The sequence below is a fragment of the Fodinibius sp. genome, from assembly GCF_041642155.1.
Classification (GTDB): domain Bacteria; phylum Bacteroidota; class Rhodothermia; order Balneolales; family Balneolaceae; genus Fodinibius.
Map to the genome: position 1 here is coordinate 1 of NZ_JBEPWZ010000058.1, position 14,296 is coordinate 14,296.

At 49.5% G+C, this 14,296-nt stretch carries 11 protein-coding genes; 6 read left to right on the forward strand and 5 right to left on the reverse strand.

The window, feature by feature from the left end; genetic code table 11:
- From ACESLU_RS05640 to ACESLU_RS05665, 6 genes are all read left to right on the forward strand, one after another.
- A partial coding sequence (locus tag ACESLU_RS05640) for an amidohydrolase family protein (protein ID WP_372636338.1) occupies positions 1 to 1,028 on the forward strand: 1,028 nt, incomplete at its 5' end.
- Positions 1,029 to 1,487: 459 nt separating this feature from the next.
- A complete protein-coding gene (locus tag ACESLU_RS05645; protein WP_372636341.1) occupies positions 1,488 to 3,686 on the forward strand; it encodes a PQQ-binding-like beta-propeller repeat protein in 2,199 nt (732 codons plus the stop codon).
- Positions 3,687 to 3,735: 49 nt separating this feature from the next.
- Positions 3,736 to 3,912: a hypothetical protein gene (locus tag ACESLU_RS05650; protein ID WP_372636343.1), complete on the forward strand. Its 177-nt coding sequence runs from the start codon at positions 3,736 to 3,738 to the stop codon at positions 3,910 to 3,912.
- Positions 3,913 to 3,959: 47 nt separating this feature from the next.
- Entirely contained in the window at positions 3,960 to 5,534 is a 1,575-nt protein-coding gene (locus ACESLU_RS05655) for a sulfatase (RefSeq protein ID WP_372636346.1), read from the forward strand.
- 251 nt (positions 5,535 to 5,785) lie between these two features.
- Positions 5,786 to 6,397, forward strand: a complete 612-nt coding sequence (locus tag ACESLU_RS05660; RefSeq protein ID WP_372636348.1) for a septal ring lytic transglycosylase RlpA family protein — start codon at positions 5,786 to 5,788, stop codon at positions 6,395 to 6,397.
- 382 nt (positions 6,398 to 6,779) lie between these two features.
- Positions 6,780 to 7,595, forward strand: coding sequence for a carbon-nitrogen hydrolase family protein (locus tag ACESLU_RS05665; RefSeq protein WP_372636351.1), 816 nt, complete (start codon positions 6,780 to 6,782; stop codon positions 7,593 to 7,595).
- A gap of 322 nt (positions 7,596 to 7,917) precedes the next feature.
- Here ACESLU_RS05665 and ACESLU_RS05670 read toward each other — a convergent pair whose 3' ends face one another.
- From ACESLU_RS05670 to msrB, 5 genes are all read right to left on the reverse strand, one after another.
- On the reverse strand, positions 7,918 to 9,081 hold the full coding sequence (locus ACESLU_RS05670; protein ID WP_372636353.1) for a DUF445 domain-containing protein: 1,164 nt from the start codon (positions 9,079 to 9,081) through the stop codon (positions 7,918 to 7,920).
- Positions 9,082 to 9,299: 218 nt separating this feature from the next.
- Entirely contained in the window at positions 9,300 to 9,746 is a 447-nt protein-coding gene (ybeY, locus tag ACESLU_RS05675) for an rRNA maturation RNase YbeY (RefSeq protein WP_372636356.1), read from the reverse strand.
- 4 nt (positions 9,747 to 9,750) lie between these two features.
- A complete protein-coding gene (locus tag ACESLU_RS05680; protein WP_372636359.1) occupies positions 9,751 to 10,209 on the reverse strand; it encodes a hypothetical protein in 459 nt (152 codons plus the stop codon).
- 107 nt (positions 10,210 to 10,316) lie between these two features.
- The gene (locus tag ACESLU_RS05685; RefSeq protein WP_372636362.1) at positions 10,317 to 13,295 is read right to left on the reverse strand and encodes a DUF2723 domain-containing protein; all 2,979 of its coding nucleotides are present in this window, start codon (positions 13,293 to 13,295) and stop codon (positions 10,317 to 10,319) included.
- A 254-nt stretch (positions 13,296 to 13,549) separates the two neighbouring features.
- Complete coding sequence (msrB, locus tag ACESLU_RS05690; protein ID WP_372636365.1) at positions 13,550 to 14,146, reverse strand: peptide-methionine (R)-S-oxide reductase MsrB; 597 nt, start codon at positions 14,144 to 14,146, stop codon at positions 13,550 to 13,552.
- Between the last annotated feature and the right edge of the window lie 150 nt (positions 14,147 to 14,296).

Below are 14,296 nucleotides of genomic sequence, written 5' to 3' on the forward strand. Positions count from 1 at the left end.
TTGACGCCAGTGGATTGTATGTCACGCCGGGACTGATTGATCTCCACACTCATAATTACTACGGCACCGAACCCAACCGGTCATACAGTAATGGCTTTAACGCCCTTCCGCCTGACGGCTTTACCTTCCGGGCCGGGGTAACGACCGTCGTAGATGCAGGAGGAGCGGGATGGCGTAATTTTACTCATTTCAAAAATCAGGTAATAGAGCGAGCGGATACCCGGGTACTTGCCTTTCTCAACATTGTAGGTGACGGGATGAGTGGACTGCCGGAGCAGAATCTGGATGACATGAATTCAAGGATGACGGCATTGGCTGCCCGCAGGAACCCGGAAATTGTCGGCGTTAAGATAGCTCATTACAGCGGTCCGGGCTGGGAAGCTTATCAACGGGCTGTGGAAGCCGGAGAACAGGCTGGGATACCGGTTATGGTGGATATAGGAGGGGCGGTACCGCTGGATACGCTGTTTTTAGAGGTGCTTCGGCCGGGAGATATTTACACCCATGCTTTCGGGGGAGCCAGTGGAGATGAGCAGGCGGTGATCCACGACAATGGCCAACTCCGCGAGGGCATGCTGGAAGCCCGGGAGCGGGGCCTCATCTTTGATGTCGGGCACGGCGGAGGCAGCTTTTCCTTTTCTACGGCCATACCCGCATTTGAACAGGGATTGAAACCAACGACCTTCAGTACGGATTTGCACACGGGAAGCATGAACGATGGTATGAAAAATATGGCCAATGTCCTGTCAAAGTATCTTAATATAGGTATGTCGTTGCAAGAGGTGATCAGGGCCTCCACCTGGAGGCCGGCACAGGTAATCCATCGCAAAGAGTTGGGACATTTAAGTGAGGGCGCGGTGGCTGATATTGCCGTATTCAAGCTACTGGAAGGAACATTTGGTTTTGTTGACGCACGGGATCAGAAAATAGAAGGTACTCAGAAACTACAGGCCGAACTAACGATACGTGACGGAAAAATCGTATGGGATTTGAATGGTCTCAGCGTCCCTGTGTGGGATGAGCAATAGAGGGCTCGCAAAAGCGGTCTTTTGTCCAATGTCGGCGTTAATGATCGGTAGATATCCTCACCATAGGGCTATATGCTGAGGTTCGAACCGCTTTCTGATTTTGAACAAAATATCTGTTTCTATAACGCTCTAATATACAGAAAAACAAAAACTTAATTTCGTTTTTGAGAGTGTTGTATCTTTCTGTATAATAGGATGCTATTTTTTAGTCCAGAGACAGATTTTTAGTCCAGGGGCAGAGCGAACACAAAGAAAGCCTATAAACCAGGAATTCAGATCAACATCAAAGTCTGGGAGAATTCAAAACCCCAACGTTAAGGCATGTGAGGATTTTAAATTCCCAAAAATATAAGTGATTGCCCAAAAGAACGGTTTGCATAACCCTCATAAACGAATGAATAGCATACGTATAGCGTGTTCATTGCTTTTGCATATACCACAACATAATTCAAAGAATCCGTGAATAAGATCTACTGCACTGGCTCCGATAAATTCTGTATTTATAGTTGTATTGGGACTATTTTTCTTCTGTTTACCTTAACGGCATGTCAGGGACAACAACAGGAGGCAGGCAAAAACTACCGGACCTGGGAGGTATTCAAAGGGGACAAGGGAAGCACTGGCTACTCGGAGCTGGACCAGATTAACAAAGGGAATGTTGACCGGCTTGAAGTAGCCTGGACCTATCACTCCGGGGATGCGCGCAAGCCCGGCAGTCAGACCAGCCCGATCATTGTGGATGGCGTGATGTATGTCACTACACCCGGTATCAAGGTTGCGGCATTGGATGCGGCCACCGGAAAAGAGATCTGGGTGTTTGATCCATTCGCTGAGGAAGGTGAAGAACCGGTGGCGGTAAACCGGGGCGTCGCATACTGGGAAGATGAAGAGGGCGATGACCGGAGGATATTCTTGACGGCAGATGACAAGTTATACGCCCTCGACGCGGAGACCGGTTCGTTGATGGCAGACTTTGGAGACGAGGGAACGGTGGACCTGAGAGCGGGACTGGGGCGGGACCCGGGCCTGCTTTCCGTTCGGGCCACTTCTCCGGGGGTTGTCCACAACGATTTGCTTATCCTGGGGTCCAGCACCGGGGAAGGTCAAGGGGCGGCACCGGGACACATCCGAGCGTACAATGTGAAAAGCGGGGCTATCGAGTGGACGTTTCGCACGATTCCGCAGGCGGGGGATGTTGGTCACAATACATGGGGAGCGGATGCCTGGCAGCTGGCGGGGGGAGCGAATAACTGGGCGGGCATGAGCCTGGACGAAGAACGTGAAGTCGTATATGTGCCTACGGGTTCAGCCGCCCCGGATTTCTATACGCCGGACACGCGCGGTGAGGGGAAGCACCTGTTTGGCAATACGTTGCTGGCACTGGATGCCAACACGGGCGAGCGCATCTGGCACTACCAGATAATCCATCACGATTTGTGGGATTACGACCTGCCCGCGGCGCCCAGCCTGGTGACGATAAAAAAAGAGGGGCAGGACGTGGATGCCGTGGCTCAGGTTACAAAAAACGGGTTGCTTTTTATTCTGGATCGTGAAACCGGGGAACCGCTCTTCCCGGTGGAAGAACGCCCGGTCCCGGCTTCCACGATCGAAGGAGAGGAAGCCTGGCCCACGCAGCCCGTGCCGGTCATGCCGGAACCTTTAACCCGGCATCATATCACCGAGGAGGACCTGACGGATATCTCCCCGGAAGCCCGGGAATATGCGCTGAAGCGATTCAGGGAGATGCGTTACGAGGGACCGTTTACACCGTTGGGAGAACAGGAAACGCTTGTGTATCCGGGAAGCAGGGGGGGAGCTGAGTGGGGAGGAGCCTCATTCGACCCGGAAAGTAATATGCTCTATGTGAATGTCAACGATTTTGGGACCAGCTTCTCGCTCAGTAAAATTGAAGTGCCTTCCATGGATACAGATAATCCCGTAATCCGGGGAAGAAATATATATCGGGTAAATTGTGCAACCTGTCACGGCACGCCCGGGGGACAGCAGCCTACGGAGTACCCGTCGATGACGAATGTTGACGAGCGTCTCTCGGAATCCGAAATTATACAGACAATTGAAAGAGGTCAGGGGTTCATGCCTTCATTTCCCCAGCTGACCGAAGAGGAAAAAGAATCGATCGTCGCCTATCTTTCGGATGTGGATGCGGATGGATCCATTTCCGTCCCTGAAGAAGTCTCTGATGCAAAGACGTCCTACAGCTATGCCATTGACATGGCCTATAATCAGTTCACGGACCAGGAAGGGTATTTCGCAACTAAGCCGCCCTGGGGTACGCTCAATGCCATTGACCTGAGCAGCGGCGAACGGGTATGGAAAGTACCGCTGGGTGAATACGAAGAGCTGAGCCAGCGGGGGCTCCCGGTTACGGGGATGCAGAACCTCGGCGGGTCAGTGGTGACGGCGGGGGGACTCGTGTTTATAGGGGCTACGCATGATGAAAAGTTCCGGGCCTTCGACAAAGATACAGGGGAGATCCTGTGGGAGTATGACTTGCCCGCTGCGGGTGATGCTTTTCCCGCTACCTATGAGATTGACGGCAGGCAATATGTGGTTATTCCCGCCACCGGGGGCAGCCGGGTGGGGACGAATTCCAGCGATGCCTTTATTGCCTTTACGCTGCCGGATGATGGTCGTTAGGTAATCAAGCATACGATATGCGGTCACGTTAAAACTGCCCGGTATTACTATGGCTACAGAGCAGGACCTTGGAATCCGGGTTGGAGAGCGTACTTTTGGTTTTCTTATATTAATTGATCAGATAATTATTTCTGGAAGTGATCTTGCTCGCAGGGGGAAATTCCCGGTATTTCATCCGCTGCTCGGGGAAAGGGCCATCGGGCAGCAATCAGACTTTGCCAGGTAAATTATAGTCGTTGTCTCGATCAAAAAACTGGAACATCAGATTCCCCTATGATTAAACATTACAAAATATCGAACCTTTTTGCTATGCTTCCCACACCATTGAATATCTTCTATACCTCTGTTGGGACTTTGAACGCATGGGCCGCGACGATGGTCATATGCGTTCTGCTGGGTGCGGTTCCCCCGCTGCACGGACAATCTGAGGATCCCGGCATTGAAAATGTAATTTTTATCCTCAGCGACGATCACCGGTATGACTTTATGAGTTTTATGGAGGAGGCCCCGGAGTTTCTGGAGACGCCGGCGATGGACCGCATGGCCAGGAAGGGGGCACACGTAAAGAATGCTTTTGTGACCACCTCCATCTGTTCGCCAAGCCGTGCCTCGATCCTAACCGGTCAGTATGCGCACCGTCACGGGGTGGTGGACAACCAGCGGCTGGTGCCGGAAGGCACCCGTTTCTTCCCGGAATTTTTACAGGATAAAGGAATGCAAACGGCTTTTGTAGGAAAATGGCATATGGGACATCAGCGCGATGATCCACGGCCGGGCTTCGACCATTGGGTGAGCTTCCGGGGACAGGGTAATTATTTTGACCCGGTATTGAATATTAACGGGGAGCGGAGTCCGCATGAGGGCTATATTGCCGATATTCTTACCGACCATGCCATTGACTGGCTTGAGAACGAGCGGGATAGGGAGCATCCGTTTTTCCTGTATCTGTCTCACAAAAATGTCCACTACGAATTTAAGCCGGCACCGCGGCATGAGGGACAATATGCCGGCGAGCCTATCGACTATCCGGAGGGGATGGCCCGGACCGAAGAAAATATTGAGGGCCAACCCCAATGGATGTATGATCGCAGGTATTCCATCCACGGCATTGAACACATGTGGCCCGGCAACAACTTTGACAATGACCCGGTCCCCGATTTTGATTCCCTTTATCACCGGTATGCCGAGACCACACTGTCGCTGGATGAAAGTATAGGAGAGGTCCTGGAGTATCTCGATGAAAACGATCTGGCTGAAAAGACCCTTGTGATTTATATGGGGGACAACGGCTTTTACCTGGGAGAACACGGCTTTTATGACAAACGCGATGCTTTTGAGCCTTCCATCCGCGTACCCATGCTGGCGTATGCGCCGGGGACCATCGATGAGGGCACGGTCGTGGAAGAGATGGTGCTCAATCTTGATGTGGGTCCGACGATCCTTGACGCCGCCGGCATGCCGGTGCCTGAAGAGATGGATGCCGACGGCTCTTCTTTTTTGCCGCTGCTGGAGGGGAAAAGCATTCCCTGGCGGGAGGAATTTCTCTATGAGTATTTCTGGGAGTGGAACTTCCCCGCAACCCCCACCATGTTTGCCCTGCGCGGGGATCGATATAAGTACATCTTTTACTACGGCAGGTGGGATAAAGACGGTTTTTATGATCTTAAGACCGACCCGCACGAGCAGCACAACCTGATCGATGTGCCCGCTTACCAGGATCAAATAGCCCGGTGGCGGGAGCGTCTCTTTGACAAGATGGAGCAGAGCGGGGCGATGAATATTCCGCTGCGTCGCCCGCAGATTGATGAAAGCGGCAAGCGGCTTGATATGAGGCTGTTGAAAGAGTAAATGCATTAGATATTTTTATCAACAGGGGCATATATTGCTCGCTGCTTGTTGCGGGAAGATAATATGAATTGATGAGTCATAGAATGCGGATAACCGTTTTACTGTTATGTCCAATAGTATGGATATTGAGCTCTTGCAGTACTGTTAAATACTTTTCAACTAAATATTCAGAAATTCCCGTCCGGGTAAAGTCATTTAACCCCGGGGGGGACCGGGGATCCTCACCCGGGTTACCCGAGTTGGGACATAGGTTGTCAGATGAAGCCAAGCCGTTTATTCTGTCCTATAACAGGATTGCCGAGGTATCCTCACTGCTGGGAGCGGGAAAAGCCAGCTGGTATGGAGCGAATTTTCACGGCAGATCTACCGCAAGCGGCGAGCGCTATGATATGCATGATTTAACCGCTGCCCACCCCAACCTGCCTTTTAATACACTTTTGTGGGTAGAAAACAGAGATAACGGGCGTTCTGCGCTGGTGCGTATCAATGACCGGGGACCTTTTTCGGCGGAAAGGATTATTGATCTCTCCAGAGAAGCTGCTGATATACTGGGCATGACCGGTACCGGAGTTGCCCGGGTTAATCTCTATCTCGCAAGCAAAGATGAACAAGATAGTTCTTCGGTAAAAGAGACCGACCGGATTTATACCATTCAGCTTGGTGCTTTTGAGAGGGGCAAAAAAGCCCTTTCTTTTGCCTGTACAATCGAAGAGTCACGGGTTGAAATCGTAAAAGAAAATGGCAAAACCTATTACGGCGTTTTTTATGGACGATATGCCGAGAGGAGCGAGGCTTTCCGTAAACAGCAAAAACTGCAACAGCAGAAAAAAGTTATGGGGCTTGTAAAAGAACGTGAGGTTTGAGAATTAATTTAAGCCCAAGGTTTTGGTTTAGAAATACTTGGCACAGGGCCGTCTTCAGACGACCGGGAGGTCCGGCAGGATAACAATATGGACACCAAATACCGGCCCGAAAAGCTATATCCGCATAATTGGTAGTCAATATCCCATAATAAAATCAATCCTTGACAAGGGTAAACAAAATCGGCAGCTTTTACCTGCAGACCTTGCCGTGCTAAAGGTTGTCCTACGTGATATCATTTTCGTTCGCATAAAGCTTCGGCCAATTAACTTGGCGGCCAGCTCTTCGAAGGACAAGCTTATATAACTTTCTGCTCAGCGAGACCTTGGGCGTAGTGGGAACATCTGCAGTCAGGTTATCATCTAATAAAATATCCCGGAAGCTATGTTTGAATCCAAATATAAAGCCGCTGTTGTTCAGATGAATAGCCAGACCCGTTTGGAACAGAATCTGGATCAGGCCTATATCTATATTAAAGCGGCTGTGGACCAGGGAGCGAGGGTGGTGGGACTGCCGGAAAATTTTGCTTTTTTAGGGGGACTTTCCATGCGGATAGAGCATGCGGAAACGATTGCAGAGGAAACATCCGCTTTTTTGTCGGAAACGGCCCAAAATTTTTCGATTTATCTGATGGGAGGGAGCTACCCTGTACCCGCTTCAGGTGACAAGGTCTATAATCATTCCACGCTCTACGACCCGAATGGAAAAGAATTAATCAGTTACGACAAAATACACCTTTTTGATGTGTCGCTGGCACGGAATGAAGTGTACAATGAGTCGACATACGTAGACGCCGGGAATACCGAACCGGCCGTATATACCGATGAAACCATAGGAAGTTGGGGACTTTCGGTCTGTTATGACCTGCGTTTCCCGGAATATTATCGGGCACTGGTTGATCGTGGGGCCGAAATTTTGTCCATTCCCTCCGCTTTTACCTATACGACGGGAAAGCATCACTGGAGCCCTTTGCTCAGAGCCCGGGCCATAGAAAATACTTCATATGTCTTCGCACCCGCCCAGACAGGGCTGCATGGCAGTAACAGGAAGACGTGGGGACATGCCATGATCGCGGATCCCTGGGGGGAGATCATCGCCGATGCCGGGAGTGAACCGGGAATTGTTTGCGCAACCATTGACCCGGCCCGCATCAGAGAGGTCCGACAGTCTATTCCCTCTTTAAAACATAGAAGATTGTGATGAATAAATTACTTGTAACGATGATTTGTTGCATCTTTTGACATATTTAATCATACAGTACCTTTTGAATGATCAAAAGGTGCGCAAAACTCACCACCTGAGGGTTCTTCGCCTGAGCCTAATCAGCGCAAACCTGTAAAAAGGCAAAACTCGCTCCCTCCGGTCGCTCAGATAAGCGTATGTACGGGCGGGCAGTTCGCGCGAACTGTTCTCCGTGCGGCCCACAACCCAAGATCGGACGGATGTTATTCCTGCATTGAGATCAATTTCATCTAAGGACTTGCTTCCGGATATTGTGTTACGAGATAAGGGGAATCTACTTTCATTGACTCTGCTGGAATAATAGTTGATCAAGCGCCAAAATAACCAGAAAGATAGTACCCAGCACAGCAATACTTAACAGCGGTTCCCAGATGATGAAACCGCCAATGAGTCCCAATACCGCCCCCAGATACTGTATATAGCGCAGTTGCTCATTCGTGGCATTTCGGATGATATTCGATATATGCTGCTCATCGTAGCTGCGCAGGTTTTCTTCAACCAACTTATGCACGTTAAGCTGATTTACCAACTTGTGAAGGAGGGTAGTAACAATATCCTCTATAGACTCACTGTGATCGTCAATGGTCTCCGGGAGCCGGTCGAGCAGGCTGTCCAGTTTATCAAGCCCGCTTTCTACCGAAACGGGAATTTGTACCAGCGCTTCTTCTATAATGTGCTGCATCTGTTGTCCCTTTATAAACGAATAGGTCTTGAGGGCTACTTTTTCAAAAGACTTGTCCTGCACAGCTTCTTCAATCTGAAGCAGGATGCGCTGGGCAATGGCGCCCCGGATTTCCGGATCGGCAATCATTTCATCGATATAGCTGACCATCCAGCTTTTCAGATCTTCCCGGAAGGCCGGATCATCAATAATGCCTTTAATATAACGAGTAGACCGCTCACGATAGCGGCTGATAATGCCCGACTCACTTATTTTTTGTTTAATAATTTCAGGATTAATAAGATCCTCGGAGACGGCCTGCGCCAGCCGGTAGGCAATGCGATCCTTTTGGGCGGGAATAAGTCCATGTCCAAGAATAGGGCGTTTTTGTGCCGGTTTAAAAAGCATGGTAATGGCAAGCCAGTTGGTAAAAAATCCGATCAATCCGCTTACGCTGATAATCCGTAGCAGGCCCTCGAACTGAAGCGTATAACCAAACGCCGTTACGGCAAGCCCGTTGAAATCCCAAAAAAAAGAGATGATAAACGTGAGCAGCAGCACCCAGGGAAACAGGGAAAGCAGGGTTAAAACGGTAGAACTATGACGCTGCTGCCGGGCAGGGGCCTTTAGTACCGGTTTCGAAGCGGCCGACAGCTGATCGATTTTGCTGTATGCTACAAGAAGTTGCCATAATGCCCGCGCCTTTTCCCGGGTTTTCTTCTTGGCTACCCGCAGCGCCCGGTTTGTGTCTTTTTGATTATCATCTAATGGCTGTTCACTCATGGAATAGGTATCATTTTATGACTTCTTCAGCGGCCAGGATTATACACGTGGGGAATATCGTTTGTGGGAAATGGTTATCAGTTAACAGTTATTTGGCAGCAGCTCCTTACAGATGATTCTTGTTATTATCACTATTTAAATCAATATGTTAATCAAAAAACCCTGAAGCTACAGATGGTATAAACACATGCTTGCATATGCTGATAATCTTCGAATAATCATACGATATGTTCAAGATAAAAATTTTCCCTGGAGGTCATTGTATGTTTCTCCTCTTCTGACTGGTCACCGTATCCCACCAGATGCAGAAGTCCGTGGATAAGAATACGCTGAAATTCTTTTTTTTCCGGCTCAGCGAATTCCCTGGCCTGCTCGCTGATACGGGGAGCGCAACAAAACAGCGTTCCCTGAATACCTTCCCTGTCATCTGGTTCTTCGTCATCATAGCGAAAAGAAATAATATCTGTGACATACGCTCTTTCGAGATGCTCCCTGTTGATACGAACGATTTCATCTTCATCCACATACACCACCTCCACAAAGTCAAAAGAGCAGCCTTCGTGGCGCATGATTGTTGAAACAATGGCTTCACAATCGGAGGGTGACAAGGGCAGGGATTGCTCCGTTTGGTTGAAGAGCTCGATGTTGGCCTTCGATTCAGCCATCTACTCAGTCTTCATCAAATGAAAAAGTATCGGGATCGATGGATTCCGTAAGGGAGAGGGCTATTGCGCACATCATCAGATCTTCGGGCAGCTGGGTAAAATCACTGTTCAAAATGGTTTCCCCCACATTGGCGTATAAGCTGCATCCCGCCCCCTGCTCAATGATCAGACCTGAGGTGCGATCCTGCTGACGACCGAAAAAAGTAACCTGTTTCAGCATGTCGCTGGCAATGAAAGCGGTACAGTTATGCAGCTGTAGAAAGGTATTCTGGGCATAGACCGAAACCATATTAAGCCTTTCGCCGTTAACCTCCATCCCCAGGTGAATTTCAAGAGCCAGCCTGCGACCCTCTTCCTCATTTTTAACTTCCAGCCGGAACACATCATTACCCAGCGGTTTTGCCTCGGTCTGAAGTATTTCGGCTATAGCATCAATATTTTCCTTGGTAAACTCGTGGACCATTGAATCAGGATCTCATTCGCTGACGATTATAACTTCCTAAAATATACAACGTGCAAATTAGAATAAGAAATTTAAGTATTGGCCGATACATGTGTGATAAATGCAGGTTAATCGAGCTGGAACTGATCGAACTGTTGCTTGTTTTCTTCCCGGGTAGAGGGAAGAGAAATACGAGCGGTGGTTATGGAATCCACTTCCTCTGCAAGTTCCGTTGCCCGGTCATCCAGGTCGGCCATAAAATAAATGCGCTGGACGATGGTGAGGTGACTGATGGCAAAAGAGACATCCTGGGTAACTCTTTGCCGCTGTGAAGATATTTGCTGCATCCGGCTTTCCAGCTCCTGTCGTTTCCCGATATCGGCATTTTCGCGGGCCGCTTCCAACTCGGCTTCAGCGGCTGACAGCTGTTGCTGAATTTCATCAAACTTGCTCATATTTTCCCTCAGATCTGTCATAAGTGTCTCCTCCGCCTTCTGGGCCAGATCAACGGCACTGCTGTCATCACCTGCACTGGCATAACTGTAGGCATAGAGGGTGATCGAATTGACATTATTGCCGGTTACATTAAAGGGGATACGTTCTTCTCCCCAGTTCAGCCAGTAGCGGGCACTGTCTGGCTTACCGATTTCCCTGTATTTGGAAGCAAGTTCCGTAATACTAAAGCGATAATTACCCAGCATACGCCTGATATTTTCGTCAAAATAGGCATCGGGATTATTCCATTCCCTGAATCTGAAGTTTTCCAGCCGTTTGGCATGGATGGAGGGATCAATCCAGCCGTATCCGGCGTCATCGTGGCGTTGGGGGACTATACGAAACGCTTTGCCTTCAAACCGGAAGTAAGGCTGTAAATTAAGCTGGCTTTGTGATGAGACCGTATTGGCAAAGTACACGGGACGCAGCCACTTGTTATTTCGGAGGATGTTTAAAATAACTTCATCCTGCACCTGGGTGTAGTGCCGGGTGTTACCCTGGGGGCCCTGTCCCGCTGAACGCCCCTCGTAATACCAGGACACCTCATCGTCCAACGAGTCCACCGGAATGCCGAAGTCGATCCCTTGGGTGTAGATTTCCAGGGAGGTGTCCGGGGTGACCCCGATGGTTTCTTTATATTTTTTAGTATCGGAAAATGCCTGTCTCAACAGCTCTTTGTCAACAGGAATCGATATCGTATCCGGTTGATGCATGGAGAGATTACTGGTCATCTGTTCAATCTCCTCATCGGTAAATGAGATGGGGAGCGGGGGGGATTCATGCGACCACTGGTCACGCAGCTGCTTAATATACCAGTCGGTGTTCAGCAGGCTCAGATTCACGATCCGCACGTCCGTGCGAACGTCTTCCACTTCCTGCAGGTACCACAGCGGAAAGGTGTCGTTATCGCCGTTGGTAAACAGGATGGAGTTGGGAGCCGTCGACTGCAGCAGGTTATAGGCGTAGTCGGGGGCTACATAGCGCTCACTGCGATCATGATCGTTAAAATTTTGTACGCCCATCAACAGGGGAGAAGCACAGAAGAGCAGGCCAAGTATACCATACGCAGCCAGTTTACTGGATTTAAGATGTTCTTTAACTAATTCGATCAAGCCTATGCCCCCCATGCCAATCCATATGGAAAACGCAAAAAATGATCCCACATAAGCATAGTCCCGCTCGCGCGGTTCCATAGGGGTTTGATTAAGGAAGACAATAATAGCCACACCGGTCATCAGAAACAGGACCAGCACAGAAAGCGCTCTTTTCCAGTCGAGTTGAAAATGAAAAATCATCCCGAAAAGTCCCAGGAGGAAGGGAATATAAAAATAACTGTTATGGGCGGGATTGTCCTCATGTTCCGTTTCCGTGAACCCGCTTTGCCAGCCGGCATCCTGGATATCCGCATCGCGTCCGATGAAATTCCAGGCGAAATAGCGGATATACATGTGATCCAGCTGGTAGCTCAGAAAGAAATCCAGATCGCTCGAATATCTTGCGTACTCCCGCATGTGTTGTGGGTTGGTGGAATAGCGGCGGGGGAAAAAGGCTTCCTGCTCGCGATTAATCGTGCCTTGCTCATTGTCAAAGGTATTGCCCGTCAGAAGCGGTGTATTGCCGTATTGTTCGCGTTCGAGATAGCTGATAAAGGCTTCTACTGTTTCCGGATCGTTTTCATCGATGGGGGGATCGGCCGCCGAACGTATGAAGATGAGCGCATAAGAAGAGTAGCCAATGATAATCATGGCATAGCTCAGAAGCGCAATATTAGCCATGCGATGATTATGCTTGTGGGTATAATAAATACCAACCCCAAGGATCAGGGCCACCAAAATCATAAAGAAAATAGGTCCGATTAACCCGTAACTGGCGTGCGTAACGCCCTCCATAATGGAAGGCAGCGACTGCACGGTGAAGGGGTAGATCACCAAAAAGGCGGCCGACGCGATTGCGGCTGACAATGTAAAGGAAGTCAGGCCGAACTCTTTTTTCTTGAAATAGATAATCAGCGCTACGAAAAAGAGAGCCAGCAGGTTCAACAGGTGCACGCCCAGGGCCAGCCCAAAGAGATAGGCGATGAGAATGAGCCAGCGTTCGTTATAGGGTTCATCATGATTTTCGGCCCAGACCAGGGCCAGCCAGACCACCAGGGCCGTAAAGAACATGGACACTGCGTAGACTTCGGCTTCCACGGCATTAAACCAGAAGGTGTCGGTAACGGCAAAGGTAAAGGCCCCGAGAAGCGCACCACCGTACATGCCGATTTTTTCGATATCCAACATCTGTTCTGGGGCTCCTTTCCATTCCCGTACCAGCCTTACGATCACCAGGTAGAGCAGCATCACCGTTAAGGCGGAACTCAGGACGCTGATGAAGTTAATGCTTGCCGCTACATACCCTGCGGGCATAAACATCGAAAACAGGCGTCCCAACAGGGAGTAAAAGGGCGCCCCGGGGGGGTGATTTACCTGGAGTTCGTGAGCAACAGCTATAAACTCTCCCGCATCCCAGAAACTGGCCGTAGGGGCCATGGTTAAGAGATAAAGGATCAGAGAAGCAAGAAAGGCAAATAGGGCCAGTGTCCTATTTGTTGCTCTGTGATTCGAAAACATTCGCACCTGTTTTTCATTAAAAAGTTAATACCTCATTTCAGCAGGCAATAATAGCCATAGGTAAGATATAATCAAAATGATACAGCTATTTTTAATGGATTGCCAGTGCGCGGCCAACTGAGATTATGAACGATAGAACGATGGGAAAATTTTAAATGGCCTTTCGTGAATCTGCCCTCCGGGATCGTCCGGACCTTGGGCTTGAGATGATCCGGGGGGGGCAAAATTTCTGATCCTCGGTATGCTGCCGGCTGTTAATTCTTCTCTTTAACAGGAAGCTGCTCTGCATCTACCGAGGAAAGGTCCATCGCCTCAAAGTCGAGAGCTTGCGAGTTCAGGCAATACCTGAGCCCCGTTGGATCGGGACCATCTTCGAATACGTGTCCCAGGTGCGATCCGCAGCGGGCGCATACGGTTTCAGTGCGGGTCATAAACAGGCTGTTATCTTCTTTTTCACCGACAACTGACGGTGTAATCGGCTCCCAAAAACTGGGCCACCCGGTACCCGATTCATATTTGGTTTCGGAGGTGAAAACCGGTTGTCCACAGGCCCCGCAATAATAGACCCCTTCTTCTTTATTGTCATAATACTGGTTGACAAACGGAAGCTCGGTGCCGCGCTTTCGTAATATGCGATATTCTCCGGAGGTGAGAATCTCCTTCCATTCCGCTTCTGTTTTTACCACTTCATATTCATCTTCTTCTTTCATGGTATCAATGCCTGCCGTTTCTAACTTTTGTCCCCCGGCCAGCGAGATATGAGGGTCGGAATGCCCAGGGTTTTTGTCACCTTCAACACAGCTTACGGCCAGTACTGTAACGAGAAGGGTCGGTATCAGCGCTTTCATCATATCTGATTTATTTAAATGCCTTTTACCCGGATTAATCACCAGGCGATTTGGTTGTGGCAAGACGAAAATTAACAGAATTAAAACGTATAACATATACTAAAATTGTGCCTGGGATACCTTAACCGCCGGCCATGAGTACATATAGTCTGG

Coding starts and splice junctions, on each gene's coding strand:
- ACESLU_RS05650 (WP_372636343.1), top strand. CDS start 3,736: ATGGCTACAGAGCAGGACCTTGGAATCCGGGTTGGAGAGCGTACTTTT.
- ACESLU_RS05655 (WP_372636346.1), top strand. CDS start 3,960: ATGATTAAACATTACAAAATATCGAACCTTTTTGCTATGCTTCCCACA.
- ACESLU_RS05665 (WP_372636351.1), top strand. CDS start 6,780: ATGTTTGAATCCAAATATAAAGCCGCTGTTGTTCAGATGAATAGCCAG.
- ACESLU_RS05670 (WP_372636353.1), bottom strand. CDS start 9,081: ATGAGTGAACAGCCATTAGATGATAATCAAAAAGACACAAACCGGGCG.
- ybeY (WP_372636356.1), bottom strand. CDS start 9,746: ATGGCTGAATCGAAGGCCAACATCGAGCTCTTCAACCAAACGGAGCAA.
- ACESLU_RS05680 (WP_372636359.1), bottom strand. CDS start 10,209: ATGGTCCACGAGTTTACCAAGGAAAATATTGATGCTATAGCCGAAATA.
- ACESLU_RS05685 (WP_372636362.1), bottom strand. CDS start 13,295: ATGTTTTCGAATCACAGAGCAACAAATAGGACACTGGCCCTATTTGCC.
- msrB (WP_372636365.1), bottom strand. CDS start 14,146: ATGATGAAAGCGCTGATACCGACCCTTCTCGTTACAGTACTGGCCGTA.